The organism is Pseudescherichia vulneris (assembly GCF_902164725.1).
Classification (GTDB): domain Bacteria; phylum Pseudomonadota; class Gammaproteobacteria; order Enterobacterales; family Enterobacteriaceae; genus Pseudescherichia; species Pseudescherichia vulneris.
In genome coordinates, this window is record NZ_LR607338.1 from 1081120 (window position 1) to 1098010 (window position 16891).

The following is a 16891-nucleotide window of genomic DNA, read 5'->3' on the forward strand; positions in this document are numbered from 1 at the left end:
CGGTAAGCGCAGCGCCACCGGGCAATCTGTTAAATCCCGTCGCCGTACTCAAACCCGTGGTGGGCAGCGAAGTGCTGGTCCATATCCATTGCGGGCTTGTCCGACTCGGGTTTACCGACAATGCGTGCCGGAACGCCTGCGGCGGTGGTATGGGGCGGCACGGGCTGCAATACCACTGAACCTGCGCCAATCTTCGCGCCACGTCCGACTTCGATATTGCCGAGGATTTTTGCTCCCGCGCCAATCATCACCCCTTCACGGATTTTCGGATGGCGATCGCCGCTGGTTTTGCCGGTCCCGCCGAGGGTGACGGATTGCAGAATCGAGACGTCGTTTTCAATCACCGCCGTCTCACCCACCACAATACCGGTGGCATGGTCGAGCATGATGCCGCGACCAATCCGCGCTGCCGGGTGAATATCCACCTGGAACGAGACTGAAACCTGGTTTTGCAGGAAGATAGCCAGTGCGCGGCGGCCCTCTGCCCATAGCCAGTGCCCGATGCGGTAGGCCTGCAGCGCATGAAAACCTTTCAGGTAGAGCAGCGGCGTGGAGTATTTATCTACCGCCGGGTCACGGGTGCGCACCGCCTGAATATCGCAGGCGGCAGAGGCGATCATCTCTGGATCGGCGGCGTAGGCCTCCTCGACCACTTCACGGATAGCGATGGCGGGCATAATGGGCGACGCCAGCTTGTTGGCCAGCATATAGCTCAGCGCGCTGCCGAGATTTTCATGCTTGAGTAACGTTGCGTGATAGAAACTGGCCAGCATGGGCTCACAGTCCGCCAGCGCCCGGGCTTCGGCTTTAATATTATTCCAGACCAGATCCAGCTCTTCACACGGCATTGCATACTCCAGACGTAATAAAAGAGACCGGCCAATCTACGTTGGCCGTGTCCATTTAGATGATTTGACTTTACTGACTGCTACGCTCGTCCTTGCGCGTGCGCCCTAACAGGGTCAATGCTGCCTCGCGCGCATTTTTACCGCAATACAATACTTGAAATATCTCCTCGGTAATCGGCATTTCGACACCAAAGCGGTGTGCCAACTCGCGGACCTCTTTCGTATTGCGGTAGCCTTCTACTACCTGGCCGATCTGCGTCTGAGCCTGCTGCACGTCCATACCCTGGCCGAGCATCATGCCGAAGCGACGGTTGCGGGATTGGTTATCGGTACAGGTCAGCACCAGATCGCCTAACCCTGCCATCCCCATGAAGGTTTCAGGCACGGCACCCAGCGCAGCGCCGAGGCGTGACATCTCTGCCAGCCCACGGGTAATGAGCGCGGTACGGGCGTTAGCCCCAAAGCCGATGCCGTCCGACATCCCTGCGCCAATGGCGATGACGTTTTTCACCGCCCCGCCCAGCTGCACGCCGATAAAGTCCGGGTTGCTATAGACGCGGAAGCTTTTGCCGCAGTGCAGCAGCTGCTGGAGATCTTCAGCAAAGGCGCTATCCGTCGAGGCCAGCGCGATGGCCGTCGGCAGACCCGCCGCCAGCTCTTTGGCGAAGGTTGGCCCGGAGATCACCGCCAGCGGAATGGTGTCGCCCAGCGCCTCACGCGCCACGTCCTGCAGCAGGCGGCCCGTCTCGGCTTCCAGACCTTTGGTTGCCCAGACGATACGCGCATCGTCACGCATCAGCGGCTTAATCTGCCGCAGCACATCGCCAAACACGTGGCTTGGCACCACCACCAGAATATTGCGGCTGGCCTGTACTGCGGTCGCTAAATCGCTCTCAAGGTGCAGCGTGTCGGGAAAAGGCACATCGGGAAGGAACGCGGCATTGCAGCGATCGTGCTGCAGGGTCGCGATATGTTTTGGATCGTGCCCCCAGAGAACAACCTGGTGGCCGTTTCTTGCCAGCGTAATGGCAAGAGCGGTGCCGTAAGAGCCGGCACCGATCACAGTCATATGAGCATTAGGTGTACTCATCAGGCATCCTGATGTTCTTCAGTACCTTCACCAGCCTGCTGCTGCAAATAGTTCATGAACAGCGCATCAAAGTTGACCGGCGCAAGGTTCAGCTGCGGGAAGGTACCACGAGAAACCAGGCTAGTGATGCACTCGCGAGCGTACGGGAACAGAATGTTTGGGCAGTACGCGCCCAGGCAGTGCGCCATCTGGTTACCTTCGATACCACCAACGGAGAAGATACCTGCCTGCTGAACTTCACACAGGAACGCGGTCTCTTCGCCCAGGCTTGCGGTCACGGTCACACGCAAGACCACTTCGTATACGTCATCAGCCAGCTGGCTGGATGCGGTATCCAGATCCAGTTTAACTTCTGGCTGCCAGTCTTTCTGGAATACATGAGGCGCATTCGGCGCTTCAAAAGAGACATCCTTGGTGTAGATACGCTGGATCTGGAAAGACATTTCGGTGTTATTTTGTTCTGACATGAGAAAAACCCTTAGTAATATACTCAAACGCCTTAGCGCAACAGGGGATCGAGTCCACCACGCGCATCCAGCGCATACAAGTCGTCACAGCCGCCAATGTGCTGTGCATCAATAAAAATCTGCGGCACGGTCGTACGGCCACTACGTTGAATCATCTCTTCGCGCTTCACGGCATCGCCGTCAATCGGCAGCTCCGCGTAGGTCACGCCTTTGCTGTCCAGCAACGCCTTTGCACGGTGGCAGAACGGGCAGGTTGCTTTGGTATAGATTTCAATGTTGGCCATAACGCTTCTCCAGATTATTTACCGCGAACCAGCGGTAGGTTTTCGCCGCTCCAGCCTGCCACGCCGTCCTTCAGCACATAAACCTGTGTGAAGCCCGCGTTGACCAGCGCGCTGGCAGGCTCCTGCGCCTGCATGCCAGAACCATCTACAACAATAATGGGTTTGCTTTTGTGTTTATCAAGCTCACCTACATTATTGGCTTTAATTTCGGCTGGCAGCAAATTCACCGCGCCGGCGATGTGCCCTTTGCGGAAATCATCACGCTGACGCAGATCGACAACCACGGCCTCTTCTTTGTTAATCAGACGCGTCGCTTCACCACGGGTGATCACTTTTACTTTGGAGGTAAGGCCTTTGAAGGTGGTGAACAGCACCGCCCCCAGTAATACAACCCACGCGATACAGAGGATGGGGTGACGGCTAACAAATTGCATAATTTCTTGCATGGGGGGTAACAGCTCCCGACTCAGTGAATAAAAAAACCAGGAAAGGAGTATACCTGTGCAGTGTGGCAAATACAGCCAGCGAGCAATAAGGAATGCATTTTCTGCGTACCGTCACGGAAAAAAGCGCGATAAGCGGCCCAACCCACCGCTTTCACCACCCTTTTCTTTGATCTTCTGCGGCTATTTAATCGATTCAGTCGTAGTAAAATCAGGCAAATTTTTCGTCTTATAAGCTTGAGGGTTGTCGCAATGTCGGTTACTAAAAAACCTATGGTACTGGTGATTCTGGATGGCTACGGCTACCGCGAAGATCAGCAGGATAACGCCATTTTCAACGCCAAAACGCCGGTGATGGATGCGCTGTGGGCCAAACGTCCACATACGCTGGTTGACGCTTCCGGTCTCGAAGTAGGCCTGCCGGACCGCCAGATGGGTAACTCCGAAGTGGGTCACGTCAACCTGGGTGCGGGCCGCATTGTTTATCAGGATCTCACCCGTCTGGACGTAGAGATCAAAGAGCGCACCTTCTTCAGCAACCCGGCGCTGGCGGGCGCGGTGGATAACGCCGTCACACAGGGTAAAGCCGTGCACATTATGGGCTTGCTCTCGGCAGGCGGCGTGCACAGCCATGAAGATCATATTCTGGCGATGGTAGAGCTGGCTGCGGCACGCGGTGCGGAGAAGATCTATCTGCATGCGTTTCTCGACGGGCGCGATACGCCGCCGCGTAGCGCAGAGTCCTCCCTCAAACGCTTTGAAGAGAAGTTTGCCGAGCTGGGCAAAGGCCGCGTCGCGACGATTATTGGTCGTTACTACGCCATGGATCGCGACAACCGCTGGGATCGCGTTGAGCAAGCCTATGACCTGATGACCCAGGCGAAGGGTGAATATCAGGCCGACACCGCCGTGGCGGGTCTTCAGGCCGCCTACGCGCGCGACGAGAACGACGAATTCGTGAAGGCGACGGTGATCCGTGCCGCAGGCCAGGCCGACTCGGCTATGCAGGATGGCGACGCGCTGATCTTCATGAACTTCCGTGCCGACCGCGCCCGTGAAATTACCCGCGCCTTCGTCAACGCCGATTTCGATGGCTTCGCCCGCAAAAAAACCATCAAGCTGGGCGAGTTCGTGATGCTGACCGAGTATGCTGCCGACATCAAAGCGACCTGCGCCTACCCGCCCGCCTCGCTGGCTAACACCTTTGGTGAGTGGATGGCGAAGAACGACAAAACTCAGCTGCGCATCTCCGAAACGGAAAAGTACGCGCACGTCACCTTCTTCTTCAACGGCGGCGTAGAAGAGCCGTTCAGCGGCGAAGATCGTATCCTGATCAACTCCCCGAAAGTGGCGACCTACGATCTGCAGCCGGAGATGAGCTCTGCAGAATTAACTGAAAAATTGGTCGCCGCTATCAAGAGCGGCAAGTACGACACCATCATCTGTAACTACCCGAACGGCGATATGGTCGGCCATACCGGCGTGTTTGAGGCTGCCATTGCCGCCGTCGAAACGCTGGACAAATGCATTGCCGAGGTAGCCGACGCGGTAGAGTCCGCAGGCGGCCAGCTGTTGATTACCGCGGATCACGGCAATGCCGAGCAGATGCGCGACCCGGCTACCGGCCAGGCCCATACTGCCCATACTAACCTGCCGGTTCCGCTGATCTACGTGGGTGGTAAATCGGTTAAAGCAGTTAACGGCGGTAAACTTTCAGACATCGCGCCGACCATGCTGAGCCTGATGGGCATGGAAATCCCGCAAGAGATGACTGGCAAGCCGCTGTTCATCGTGGAATAATCGCTCCCCATGAGGGGAAAGGCGATTTTTTCAATTACATGGGCCGGCACTGTCCGGCCATTGTTCTGTGCCAGCGCGCTCAGCGCTGGCGTTTTGCTGTGCGTTTTTCCTGCCCATGCGGACGATCGCGACCAGCTAAAATCGATTCAGGCCGACATCGCCAGCAAAGAGCGAGCGGTACGGCAACAGCAGCAGCAGCGCGCTACGCTTCTGGCCCAGCTTAAGGCTCAGGAAGAGGCGATCTCCGCCGCCGCCCGCAAGCTGCGAGAAACCCAAAGCACCCTCAATGAACTCAATAAGCAGATTGACGCCATGAATGCGTCGATTGCCAGGCTTGAGCAGCAGAAAGCCAGCCAGGAGCGCAACCTGGCGGCCCAGCTCGACGCCGCCTTTCGCCAGGGCGAGCACTCCGGCGTGCAGTATATCTTCAACAGCGAAGAGACCGCCCGCGGCGAGCGCATGCAGGCCTACTATGGCTACCTGAACCAGGCTCGCCAGGAGACCATCGCCCAGCTCAAGCAGACCCGTGAAGAGGTCGCTGCCCAGCGCGCCGAGCTGGAAGAGAAGCAGAGCCAGCAGCAGACGCTGCTCTATGAACAGCAGGCCCAGCAGGCGAAGCTGGAGCAGGCGCGCAACGAGCGTAAAAAGACCCTTACCAGTCTGGAAAGTTCTATCCAGGCGGGCCAGCAGCAGCTGAGCGAGCTGCGTGCTAACGAATCCCGTCTGCGCAACAGCCTTGCCCGGGCCGAAGCTGCGGCAAAAGCGCGGGCAGAGCGCGAGGCGCGCGAGGCCGATGCGGTACGCGATCGCCAGCAGGAAGCCTCCCGTAAAGGCACCACCTATAAACCCACCGAGAACGAGCGTTCCCTGATGTCACGCACTGGCGGATTAGGCTCGCCGCGTGGGCAGGCTTACTGGCCAGTTCGCGGCACCCTGCTCCATCGCTATGGCGAACAGCTGCAGGGTGAGCTACGGTGGAAAGGGATTGTGATCGGTGCGTCCGAAGGCAGCGAGGTGAAAGCCATCGCCGACGGACGGGTGATCCTCGCCGACTGGCTGCAGGGCTACGGTCTGGTGGTTGTGGTTGAGCACGGGAAAGGTGATATGAGTCTTTACGGCTATAATCAGAGCGCACTGGTCAGCGTTGGAACCCAGGTTCGCGCCGGTCAACCCATTGCCCTCGTGGGCAGCAGTGGCGGTCAGGGCCGTCCGTCACTCTATTTTGAAATTCGTCGTCAGGGTCAGGCGGTTAATCCACAACCGTGGTTGGGAAGATAAGTTTTGCTTCAGCTTCGTCGTCTGTTTTTCGCGATTATGACGCTTCTGCCGTTCATTGTTCCGGCGCACGCCGGCAAGCTCTCCATTGTTATCGATGATTTCGGCTATCGCCCGCATACGGAAAACCAGGTGCTGGCGATGCCCGCTGAAGTTTCCGTTGCCGTGCTGCCTAACGCCCCTCACGCCCATGAGATGGCCACTAAAGCGCACAACAGCGGCCATGAGGTGCTGATCCACCTGCCGATGGCCCCGCTGAGCAAGCAGCCGCTGGAAAAAGATACCCTGCGCCCGGAGATGAGCAGCGACGAGATCGAGCGCATCATTCGCGACGCCTATGGCAAAGTGCCCTACGCCGTCGGCCTGAATAACCATATGGGCAGCGCCATGACCTCAAGCCTGTTTGGCATGCAGAAAGTGATGCAAGCCCTTGAGCGCTACAACCTCTACTTCCTCGACAGCATGACGATTGGCAACAGCCAGGCGATGCGCGCCGCCGCCGGGACGGGCGTAAAGGTGATCAAGCGTCGGGTATTTCTTGACGATACGCAGAACGAAGGGGATATCCGCCGCCAGTTCAACCGGGCGGTAGATCTGGCCCGTCGCAACGGCTCGGCGATCGCCATTGGCCATCCCCATCCGTCTACCGTGCGTGTGTTGCAGCAGATGATCTACAGCCTGCCGGGGGATATCACCCTGGTGCGGCCGAGCAGCCTGCTTAACGAGCCGCAGGTCGATACCTCAAGACCAAACCTGACGCCGCCTGCTGGCAACGATCAACCCAACGCGCCGCGCAATCCGTTCCACGGCGTGAAGCTGTGTAAACCAAAGCAGCCTCTGCAGCCGGTTTACGCCAGCCACTTCTTTACCGTGCTGGGAGAAAGTATTAGCCAGAGCTCGGTCACGGCATGGTTCCAGCAGCAGTGGCAGGGCTGGGGAAAGCGTTAACTCAGGTTCAGCGCTCGACGGGCGATACGGTGGTGCGACAGCGATTTATCGCGCCACTTGTAGAGCCGCAGCGACCAGAGCAGCGCCTGGTAGGCCATCTTAACGCTGCGCACGTTGGTCAGCATCCGGCGGTACATCCCTGAAGTGAACACCTCGGCAATCATGCGTTGCTGGGTCAGGGTATCCGGCTCTTTACGCAGGGCATGAAACACGCGCAGCGCCTCATAGGTAATCTGCTGGCGGAACTCAGGATAGATAGGGATACGTCCCGCATAGTCGCTGTTTAGTTTCTCCAGCAGGCGGGTGATCTTGATGTAGTGCCGCTGATAGGCGAGGTTCTTCTCCCCCTGCCGCTTCATATGGCTGACGGAGTTATCGTGCTGATAATATCTGTACAGCGACTCTTCGGTGTACCTGACGCGCCGGGTATTAAACATGAACTCGGTGCTCCAGATAATATCCTGATGATGCAGGCCCGGTACAAAGCGGATCCGGTGCTGTTTGATCAGGTCATGGCGATAGACCCCCATCCACAGCACGTGCGTCCAGCGGCGTGACCTCAGCCCCATCCGCAGCCAATCCGGCCCGGTGAGTACGCCCGTCGAGCGCAGGCGGCTGGTGGGAATGGATTGCCATACCTTGCCGGTAGCCCGCGAGCTCCAGTCGGCGTTGCACTGGGCGACATCGAGGTCGTCCTCCATCGCCATCGCCATCAGCTTTTCGTACATGGTGGGATAGACCTCGTCGTCGGCGTCGACAAAGGCGATGTAGTCTCCGGTTGCTACGTCCAGCGCGCGGTTGCGGGCGACGGAGACGCCGGAGTTTGCCTGATGCAGCAGCCGAATGTGGGGGTACGCGTCGGCGTAAAACTTAGCGATCTCAACGGAGTTATCCGTTGAGCCGTCGTTAACAATGATGATCTCCAGATCGGTCCACGTCTGGGCGATCAACGACTCCATGCAGGCTTTGAAATCGTTACCGGCGTTGTACAGCGGGATGATGACGCTCAGCGTTTTTGTAGGGGTTGTCATGGGATAATCATTCCATCTCTTAGAATATCCCTCCCTTTTACCAGCCGATTATTAAGATTAGGTTAAAAGCTGCACAAATAAGAGAAGCCAGGCTTTTTGGGCCTGGCTTCTGTGGATGCTGGCGAGGATCAGTTCCAGCTCAGGATCACTTTCCCGGACTGGCCAGAGCGCATGGCGTCAAAGCCCTGCTGGAACTCATCGATGCCGAAACGGTGGGTGATGAGCGGTGTAAGATCCAGCCCGGACTGGATCAGCGCCGCCATCTTATACCAGGTTTCAAACATCTCACGGCCATAGATGCCTTTGATAAACAGTCCCTTGAAGATGACCTTGTTCCAGTCGATAGACATCTCCGACGGCGGAATGCCCAGCAGCGCAATGCGGCCGCCGTGGTTCATGGTATCGAGCATGGTACGAAACGCCGGCGGTGCGCCTGACATCTCAAGACCCACGTCAAACCCTTCGGTCATGCCCAGCTCGGCCATCACCTCATCCAGGCTCTCGGTCGCCACGTTAACCGCTCGGGTCACGCCCATTTTGCGCGCCAGATCCAAACGGTACTCGTTAACATCGGTGATCACCACGTGGCGTGCGCCAACGTGCTTCGCCACCGCCGCCGCCATGATACCAATAGGACCCGCGCCAGAGACCAGCACGTCTTCACCCACCAGATCGAAAGAGAGCGCAGTGTGTACGGCGTTGCCGAATGGGTCGAAAATCGCTGCCAGCTCGTCAGAGATGTTGTCTGGAATTTTAAAGGCATTGAAGGCCGGAATAACCAGGTACTCGGCAAAAGAGCCAGGGCGGTTAACGCCAACGCCAACGGTGTTACGGCAGAGATGGGTACGGCCACCGCGGCAGTTACGGCAGTGCCCGCAGGTAATGTGGCCTTCGCCAGAGACGCGGTCGCCGATCTTAAAGCCTTTGACCTCCTGGCCAATCCCCACCACTTCGCCAACGTACTCATGGCCGACGACCATCGGTACCGGAATGGTTTTTTGTGACCACTCGTCCCAGTTATAGATGTGCACGTCCGTGCCGCAGATCGCGCTTTTGCGGATCTTGATCAGCAGATCGTTATGGCCCACCTCTGGCTCTGGCACGTCGGTCATCCAGATCCCTTCCTGTGGTTTCAGCTTGGATAACGCTTTCATCTTTCGTCCTCAGGCAATCACGCCAAGTTGTTTACCAATGCGGGTGAAGGCCTCCACCGCACGCTCAATCTGTTCAGGGGAGTGGGCCGCCGACATCTGGGTGCGAATGCGCGCCTGGCCTTTCGGCACTACCGGGAAGAAGAAGCCGGTCACGTAGATCCCCTCTTTCTGCAGCTCGCGGGCAAAGTTCTGCGCGACTACCGCATCGCCCAGCATCACCGGAATAATGGCGTGATCGGCTCCGGCCAGGGTAAAGCCCGCCGCGCTCATTTTCTCGCGGAACAGGCTGGCATTGGCCCACAGTTTTTCCCGCAGCGCCGCGCCGGACTCCAGCATCTCCAGAACTTTGATGGAGGCGCTAACGATCGCCGGTGCCAGCGAGTTAGAGAAGAGATAGGGGCGCGAGCGCTGACGCAGCCACTCCACCACCTCTTTACGCGCCGCCGTGTAGCCGCCGGATGCGCCGCCAAGCGCCTTGCCCAGCGTGCCGGTGAGGATATCCACCCGGCCCATCACCTCGCAGTATTCGTGGGTGCCGCGCCCGTTCGCGCCAACAAAGCCCACCGCGTGGGAGTCGTCGACCATCACCAGCGCCTCATACTTATCCGCCAGATCGCAGACGCCCTTCAGGTTGGCGATCACGCCGTCCATTGAAAAGACGCCGTCGGTGGCGATCAGCACCTGACGCGCGCCCGCGTCGCGTGCCTCCTGCAGACGCGCCTCCAGCTCCTGCATATCGTTATTGGCGTAGCGATAGCGTTTGGCTTTGCAGAGGCGTACCCCATCAATGATGGAAGCGTGGTTCAGGGCGTCGGAGATAATCGCGTCCTCCGCCCCCAGCAGCGTTTCGAACAGGCCGCCGTTGGCGTCGAAGCAGGAGGAGTAGAGAATAGCGTCTTCCATGCCGAGGAACCCGGCCAGCTTCTGCTCAAGGACTTTATGCGTGTCCTGGGTGCCGCAGATGAAACGCACGGAAGCCATGCCGAAGCCGTGGCTGTCCATTCCGGCCTTCGCCGCGCTAATGAGATCCGGATGGTTCGCCAGACCGAGGTAGTTGTTGGCGCAGAAGTTGATCACCTGGCTGCCGTCGGCAACGGTGATATCGGCCTGCTGGGCCGAGGTGATAATGCGTTCTTCTTTAAACAACCCTTCCGCCCGGGCGGTTTCAAGGTCGCTGTTCAACCGTTGGTAAAAATCCCCACGCATTGCAATTCTCCAGACTGGGCAAATTTCAGCACATCTTACCGAAAGCCTTACGCTGATACGAGATGATGCCGCACCGGTTATCGTTTTTGCAGCACAAATCACGTACGGCCCGCTGGGATCGCGGCGAAGGGCTGAAGGGTCGGCAATGTGATGGTATGATAAAGGTATTCATGCCTGAGATTGTCTCAGCGTATCCACATTTAAAGGTTACAGTTATGATTATCGTTACCGGCGGCGCAGGCTTTATCGGCAGCAACATTGTCAAAGCGCTCAATGACAAAGGCATCACTGACATTCTGGTGGTCGATAACCTGAAAGATGGCACCAAATTCGTTAATCTGGCCGATCTGAACATCGCCGACTACATGGATAAAGAGGATTTCCTCATCCAGATTATGGCAGGCGAAGAGTTCGGCGACATCGAAGCCATCTTCCACGAAGGCGCATGCTCCTCTACCACCGAGTGGGACGGCAAGTACATGATGGATAACAACTATCAGTACTCTAAAGAGCTGCTGCACTACTGCCTGGAGCGCGATATTCCGTTCCTGTACGCCTCCTCTGCGGCCACCTACGGCGGACGCACCAGCGACTTTATCGAATCCCGCGAGTACGAGCAGCCGCTGAACGTCTACGGCTACTCCAAGTTCCTGTTCGATGAGTACGTGCGCCAGATCCTGCCGGAAGCGAACTCGCCGATCGTCGGCTTCCGCTACTTTAACGTCTACGGTCCGCGTGAAGGCCATAAAGGCAGCATGGCCAGCGTTGCTTTCCACCTCAACACCCAGCTGAACAACGGTGAAACGCCGAAGCTGTTTGAAGGCAGCGATGGCTTCAAACGTGACTTCGTCTACGTGGGCGATGTGGCGGCGGTAAACCTCTGGTTCTGGGAAAACCGCGTCTCCGGTATCTACAACCTCGGCACCGGCCGTGCAGAATCCTTCCAGGCCGTGGCGGACGCTGCGCTGGCGTTCCACAAGAAGGGCGAGATCGAGTACATCCCGTTCCCGGAGAAGCTGAAAGGCCGCTACCAGGCGTTCACCCAGGCGGATCTGACCAATCTGCGTGCGGCAGGCTACGACAAGCCGTTTAAAACCGTTGCCGAAGGCGTAGCGGAATATATGGCCTGGCTGAACCGCGACGCATAACAATGAAGATACTTGTAGTGGGTCCATCCTGGGTGGGCGACATGATGATGTCGCAAAGTCTCTATCGCACGCTCAAGGCGCGCTATCCCCAGGCGACAATCGACGTGATGGCCCCTGCATGGTGTCGTCCGCTGCTGTCGCGGATGCCGGAAGTGAATGAAGCGATCCCTATGCCGCTTGGGCATGGGGCGCTGGAGCTTGGCGCGCGTCGCCGTCTTGGCGTGAGCCTGCGCGAGCGTCGCTACGATCGCGCTTACGTGCTGCCCAACTCTTATAAATCTGCCTTAGTGCCTTTCTTTGCCAATATCCCCGTGCGCACCGGCTGGCGCGGTGAGATGCGTTACGGCGTGCTTAATGACGCTCGTGTACTCGATAAGCAGGCCTGGCCGCTGATGGTCGAGCGCTACGTGGCGCTGGCCTACGATAAAGGTGTGATGGACTCGGCAAAAGATCTGCCTCAGCCGCTGCTCTGGCCGCAGCTGCAGGTGGAAGAGAGCGAGCAGCGCCGCATCTGTAACACCTTCGGCATCTTGACCGATCGCGCCATCATCGGCTTCTGTCCCGGCGCGGAGTTTGGCCCGGCAAAGCGCTGGCCGCACTACCACTACGCCGAGCTGGCGAAGCAGCTGATCGACGAAGGCTACCAGGTGGTGCTGTTTGGTTCCGCGAAGGATCACGAGGCCGGGAACGAAATTCTGACCATGCTGAGCCTGGAGCAGCAGGCATGGTGCCGTAACCTGGCCGGTGAGACCCAGCTTGAGCAGGCAGTAATTTTACTGGCGGCCTGCCGGGCGGTAGTTACCAACGACTCCGGCCTGATGCACGTTGCCGCCGCGCTTAACCGCCCGCTGGTGGCGCTGTACGGCCCCAGCAGCCCGGACTTTACCCCGCCGCTGTCGCATAAGGCGCGGGTGATCCGTCTTATCACCGGCTATCACAAAGTGCGCAAAGGCGATGCCGCAGAGGGCTACCATCAAAGCCTGATCGATATTCAGCCTGAGCAGGTGCTGGAGACGCTCAACGCCCTGCTGCTGGATGAAGAAGGCTAACGGATGCGGGTACTGATTGTTAAAACCTCGTCGATGGGTGACGTGCTGCACACCCTGCCCGCCCTGACGGACGCCATGCAGGCGATTGCCGGGATCCGCTTTGACTGGGTTGTGGAGGAGGGCTTTGCGCAGATCCCCTCCTGGCACGAGGCGGTGGATCGCGTCATCCCGGTGGCCCTGCGCCGCTGGCGTAAAGCCTGGTTCTCCGATCCGGTGAAAGCAGAGCGCCGGGCGTTTCGCGAAGCCCTGCGGGCGGTGCACTATGACGCCATTATCGATGCCCAGGGGCTGGTGAAAAGCGCGGCGCTGGTTACCCGACTGGCGCACGGCCTGAAGCACGGCATGGACTGGCAAAGCGCCCGCGAGCCGCTGGCCAGCCTGTTCTACAGTCGTCGTCACCACATTGCTAAACAGCAGCATGCCGTGGAGCGCACCCGGGAGCTGTTTGCGAAAAGCCTGGGCTACAGCAAGCCGCAGACCCAGGGCGACTACGCCATTGCCCAGCATTTTGTCGCAGAGAGTGCAGTGGACGCGCCCTACGCCGTGTTTCTGCATGCAACCACGCGGGATGATAAGCACTGGCCGGAAACCCGCTGGCGGGATCTGCTGGCGCTGATGGCGACCTCGGGGTTAAAGATTAAGCTTCCGTGGGGAGCACCTCATGAAGAAGCGCGTGCCAGACGGCTGGCAGAAGGGTTTGATTACGTAGAAGTACTACCGCGCCTGAGCCTGGAGAAAGTGGCTCGTGAGCTGGCGGGTGCAAAGCTGGTGGTGTCGGTGGATACCGGACTGAGCCATATGGCTGCTGCCCTCGACCGGCCCAACTTTACGCTCTACGGTCCGACCGATCCGGGGCTGATTGGCGGCTACGGCAAGAATCAGCTGGCGGTGCGTTCGCCACATGGCGATCTGCAGCAGCTCACCGCAGAGACCGTGTTTAAAACGATAACGCCCTGACAGGGCGTTATTTTTTATGCTTGAGGGCGCGAATTTTCCGCCGCAGCGCCTCTTTAGCACGGATGATTTTATACACCCGGCTGTTGCTTTGAATGTCCACGCCGAATTTCCTGCGCAGGGCCAGCAGATCGTTTGCCTGGCACACCTTCACGCTCTCCTTGCAGGAGATATCAATAATGCGGAGAGTGCCATCAGGCGTCAGGATAAAGTTGCCATAGTGAATATCGTTTGAGGCCAGCCCGTGCCGATGCAGGGCCAGCACGCAGTCGACGATTTGCGGAATATACTGCTCAGGGTTATCTACCTCGGTGAGCGGCGTCCCTTCAATATATTCATAGAGCGCGTAGACATCCTGCGTGGTGCGAAAACGGTTCTTTTCGGCAACGAAGTAGAGCTCCTGAAAAACGTGGCAGCCTTCGTTAACGGCGCGGTCCATGAGCCTAATCAGGCGCGACTGGAACGGGCCAAATATAAAGTTGGCGATCTTCTTCTCAAGGCGCTTATCCCGCTCGCGATCCTCTTTCAGAATGTATTTACGCTTCTCAGAGGCAATAATCGCCACTGACCGGTCAGCGTTGCCGCTGGCCAGTTTGCGTACCGGAATTTGGTTATTTTTATACTGCGTAAGCAGGGCGGTGAGATCATCATCGTTGACGCGCTGATAGATCTCAAAACCCTGCTTACGGCTAAATGCCACGCTCATTATTGTTTTCCTTGTACCGGCGGGCAAAAGCTAGAGAAACGTTTTCACCCGCGCATACACTTCGCTAAGGCTGATTTTATCCAATGCGGAGGCGTAATGTTGTTCATCTAATGTGGTAAAGGCTTTATAGATAACCGAGTGTAGCTCTGGATCCTGGTAGGGGCCATAGAGCATAGGCGAGGTCACCACGAACATGCTGACGGTCGGGATCTGCATCGCCACGGCCAGGTGCAGAGGGCCGGTATCGGACGTCACCAGCAGGCTCATCTTCTTGATCTCCTGCAGCAGGCCGGGAATAGTGGTTTTGCCAATCAGCGGCAGAACGCGATCGTGATAGCGGGCATCAAGCTGCTGCAGGAACTTATCCTGCAGCGCGACTTCGTTCGGCGCGCCAATCAATACAATCTTTACCGCGTCATAGTCGTTAATCAGCTGGGTCGCGAGGCGGGCAAAATTCTCTGTTGACCAGCATTTACGCAGGCTCGACGCCCCCATCTGGAAACCAACGTACTTCACTGCCGGATCGCGGGTCGCTTCATCTACCACAACCTCTGCGGGCAGGCGCATGGCCCGGGAAGGTTCATGGCTGAGGAAGGGAGCAATCAGCTCCAGCTTGCGCTGAATGGTATGACCCACGAAATTCTTCAGGCGGCTGGTGGCCCATTTGCTGACCAGGGGAATAGTCTGCTTATCGTTATCGATAAAGACATATTTTGCCCCGGCGCGGAGGGCGCTAAGAAAATCATACGGCGTATGGGAGTGGAGAATAATTGCCGCGTCAGGTCGGCCCTGCTGTTTGATGCTTTCTACCAGCGCGGAGACCGTGGTCAGCTTGTTATCCCAGGCGATCAGGCTATCCCAATCTTTACCCGCCGAAAGAAACTGCACCATTTTTTTATGGCAGATAAGGGTAATATGCGCGTCAGGGTACTCCCGGCGAATGGCGTGGATCGCCGGAGAGTTCATCATGAAATCACCCAGCGCCGTCGAGGAGTAGATAACAATATTTTTGATATTGCGCTTATCTTCCTGGGCGAATTCCGCCTGGGTAGAGGCCAGGCCGTTCTTCCCCGTATACAGCCGCAAAAACAGGTTAACCAGAATTAGCTGTATCTTCTTTCTCAGTGCTCGAATCATTCAGTGAAACCTGTCTTATTAACGCTGTTCCTGCAGACGAATGAAGGCATTATACACCTCATCAACCGGGATGTTGCGGACATCATAGCCCTCACCCTGTAGCAGTTCATGCGGTACGGCCCACGGCGTCCAGAGCCAGGCCGCTTTATTACCAAACAGGGCAACAATCGGTTTATGCACCCCTGCGGCAATATGCAGCGCGCCGCCGTCGCTGGTAACAATTTGATTGCATAGCGACATACCCGCCATCAGCTCGCGGATGTTTTCCGTAACCACGGGAATTAACGAGACGCCCTGGCAGTTATCGATGATATAGCGTGCCTTTTCATCATCGCCCGGATGCAGTTTGTTATCTGCGCTGCCTGGCGACCAGAAGAGCAGGATATGACACGGCTGCTCGGTGGCAAGCCGCTGTGCCAGGGCGACAAAGTTCTCTACCGGCCAGCGCTGCTCAGGCCGACGGGAGCTGATCTGCAAGCCATAGACCGGCAGCCCGTCATCGGGAAGGCGGATCTTCTGCTTGATGGCCGCAGTCTCTTCAGGCCGCACGTACAGCTCCAGCGGGCCCGGCTCGGCGGTGATGCCCAGCGGCTCGGCCAGCCGCGCCAGCAGCTTCACCAGGTGCTCGTGCTGAGTTGATTCCGGCAGCGCATCGGTCACTTCAGGTGGGCAGTCATTACCGATAGCGATGATTTTTTTCGCTCCCGACAGCTTTGCCCACTGCAGCGGACGTTTGTCCCAGCGCTCTTTGGCAACAATCGCCACGTCATAGCGCGCGCGGCGCAGATCGATAATGGTTTTTAACCGCTGCCACAGGACGCTTAACGCCGACGTTCCTTTACTGCGGTGGTGCAGCTTGCTGTAGAGAAACACCTTGCCGACGTGCGGGTTATTATCCAATACCGGCTTATTGTAGGTATTGACCAGCAGATCGACCTGAGCGCCCGTTTCGCGGGCAATGGTCGCAATCAGCGGCGTAGTCAGAATCAGGTCGCCAATATTATCGCGACGGATAATCAATACCTTCATGACGATCTCCCTGGTACGCTATTTTTATCTTTGGTCACAATCAGCCCGATCATCAGACCGGTAAAGGCCATGAACTGCTCTAAGAAGTGATCGCGGAGCATGTTATCTACGCTGGAGCGGAAGAGGAAGCTCACCGCCATTAAGGATAAGAAGAGGCCCGGCATAACGAGCTTTTTAGAAAAAGCGTCCCAGCCAGCCACAATTAACGAGATCACAAAGCATAACCAGCCGGCCAGACCAAGAAAGCCGTTTTGCAGCGCAAAATCGATCACGCCGTAGTGGCTATTTTCCTGCTCAATAGAAGGGTCATGGTAAGCCTTCT

Annotated in this window: 17 protein-coding genes and 1 pseudogene; 6 read left to right on the forward strand and 12 right to left on the reverse strand. The window is 57.6% G+C overall.

All coding sequences use genetic code 11. The annotated features are described in order from the left end of the window. Positions 1-29 precede the first annotated feature (29 nt). The 5 genes from cysE to FN633_RS04420 all read right to left on the reverse strand — a co-directional run bounded on the left by cysE (position 30) and on the right by FN633_RS04420 (position 3135). Positions 30-848, reverse strand: coding sequence for a serine O-acetyltransferase (cysE, locus tag FN633_RS04400; RefSeq protein ID WP_042393296.1), 819 nt, complete (start codon positions 846-848; stop codon positions 30-32). A 70-nt stretch (positions 849-918) separates the two neighbouring features. Continuing rightward, positions 919-1938 (reverse strand): NAD(P)H-dependent glycerol-3-phosphate dehydrogenase, encoded by a 1020-nt coding sequence (gene gpsA, locus FN633_RS04405; protein ID WP_154056875.1) that lies wholly within the window; start codon positions 1936-1938, stop codon positions 919-921. After that, the gene (secB, locus tag FN633_RS04410; protein WP_042393300.1) at positions 1938-2405 is read right to left on the reverse strand and encodes a protein-export chaperone SecB; all 468 of its coding nucleotides are present in this window, start codon (positions 2403-2405) and stop codon (positions 1938-1940) included. The genes gpsA and secB overlap by 1 nt, the downstream gene beginning before the upstream one ends. 32 nt (positions 2406-2437) lie before the next feature. After that, the gene (grxC, locus tag FN633_RS04415) at positions 2438-2689 is read right to left on the reverse strand and encodes a glutaredoxin 3 (protein WP_042393302.1); all 252 of its coding nucleotides are present in this window, start codon (positions 2687-2689) and stop codon (positions 2438-2440) included. A gap of 14 nt (positions 2690-2703) precedes the next feature. Beyond that, on the reverse strand, positions 2704-3135 hold the full coding sequence (locus FN633_RS04420; RefSeq protein ID WP_042393305.1) for a rhodanese-like domain-containing protein: 432 nt from the start codon (positions 3133-3135) through the stop codon (positions 2704-2706). Between the two features lie 249 nt (positions 3136-3384). Between FN633_RS04420 and gpmM the strand changes: the two genes are divergently transcribed. The 3 genes from gpmM to FN633_RS04435 are packed head-to-tail and all read left to right on the forward strand — an operon-like array spanning position 3385 to position 7155. Beyond that, positions 3385-4932, forward strand: coding sequence for a 2,3-bisphosphoglycerate-independent phosphoglycerate mutase (gene gpmM, locus FN633_RS04425; RefSeq protein ID WP_154056876.1), 1548 nt, complete (start codon positions 3385-3387; stop codon positions 4930-4932). A gap of 9 nt (positions 4933-4941) precedes the next feature. Continuing rightward, entirely contained in the window at positions 4942-6210 is a 1269-nt protein-coding gene (gene envC / locus FN633_RS04430; RefSeq protein WP_154056877.1) for a murein hydrolase activator EnvC, read from the forward strand. Between the two features lie 36 nt (positions 6211-6246). Further along, on the forward strand, positions 6247-7155 hold the full coding sequence (locus FN633_RS04435) for a divergent polysaccharide deacetylase family protein (RefSeq protein WP_154058823.1): 909 nt from the start codon (positions 6247-6249) through the stop codon (positions 7153-7155). On the opposite strand, the gene FN633_RS04440 is transcribed toward FN633_RS04435, so the two are convergent. The 3 genes from FN633_RS04440 to kbl all read right to left on the reverse strand — a co-directional run bounded on the left by FN633_RS04440 (position 7152) and on the right by kbl (position 10546). Continuing rightward, a complete protein-coding gene (locus FN633_RS04440) occupies positions 7152-8186 on the reverse strand; it encodes a glycosyltransferase (protein ID WP_154056878.1) in 1035 nt (344 codons plus the stop codon). The two genes, FN633_RS04435 and FN633_RS04440, sit on opposite strands and share 4 nt — an antisense overlap. Before the next feature lie 128 nt (positions 8187-8314). Then, positions 8315-9340 carry an L-threonine 3-dehydrogenase gene (gene tdh / locus FN633_RS04445; RefSeq protein WP_154056879.1) on the reverse strand — a complete coding sequence of 342 codons (1026 nt, stop codon included), beginning with the start codon at positions 9338-9340 and terminating at the stop codon, positions 8315-8317. A gap of 9 nt (positions 9341-9349) precedes the next feature. Next, on the reverse strand, positions 9350-10546 hold the full coding sequence (gene kbl, locus FN633_RS04450; protein ID WP_042393316.1) for a glycine C-acetyltransferase: 1197 nt from the start codon (positions 10544-10546) through the stop codon (positions 9350-9352). A gap of 215 nt (positions 10547-10761) precedes the next feature. Between kbl and rfaD the strand changes: the two genes are divergently transcribed. From rfaD to rfaC, 3 genes are read left to right on the forward strand one after another with little or no spacing between them, the layout of a single operon-like run. Further along, complete coding sequence (rfaD, locus tag FN633_RS04455) at positions 10762-11694, forward strand: ADP-glyceromanno-heptose 6-epimerase (RefSeq protein ID WP_042393318.1); 933 nt, start codon at positions 10762-10764, stop codon at positions 11692-11694. 2 nt (positions 11695-11696) lie between these two features. Beyond that, positions 11697-12743 (forward strand): ADP-heptose--LPS heptosyltransferase RfaF, encoded by a 1047-nt coding sequence (rfaF, locus tag FN633_RS04460; RefSeq protein ID WP_154056880.1) that lies wholly within the window; start codon positions 11697-11699, stop codon positions 12741-12743. 3 nt (positions 12744-12746) lie between these two features. Continuing rightward, positions 12747-13700 (forward strand): lipopolysaccharide heptosyltransferase RfaC, encoded by a 954-nt coding sequence (gene rfaC, locus FN633_RS04465; RefSeq protein ID WP_154056881.1) that lies wholly within the window; start codon positions 12747-12749, stop codon positions 13698-13700. A 7-nt stretch (positions 13701-13707) separates the two neighbouring features. Here the strand turns inward: rfaC and FN633_RS04470 are convergent, their stop codons facing one another. From FN633_RS04470 to FN633_RS18465, 4 genes and pseudogenes are all read right to left on the reverse strand, one after another. After that, entirely contained in the window at positions 13708-14403 is a 696-nt protein-coding gene (locus FN633_RS04470; RefSeq protein ID WP_154056882.1) for a lipopolysaccharide core heptose(II) kinase RfaY, read from the reverse strand. A 30-nt stretch (positions 14404-14433) separates the two neighbouring features. Continuing rightward, positions 14434-15540: a glycosyltransferase family 9 protein gene (locus FN633_RS04475; RefSeq protein ID WP_154056883.1), complete on the reverse strand. Its 1107-nt coding sequence runs from the start codon at positions 15538-15540 to the stop codon at positions 14434-14436. An 18-nt stretch (positions 15541-15558) separates the two neighbouring features. Then, complete coding sequence (locus FN633_RS04480) at positions 15559-16569, reverse strand: glycosyltransferase family 9 protein (RefSeq protein ID WP_154056884.1); 1011 nt, start codon at positions 16567-16569, stop codon at positions 15559-15561. Beyond that, a pseudogene (locus FN633_RS18465) lies at positions 16566-16891 on the reverse strand (O-antigen ligase family protein); the annotation flags it as partial. The pseudogene FN633_RS18465 and the gene FN633_RS04480, both read right to left, overlap by 4 nt.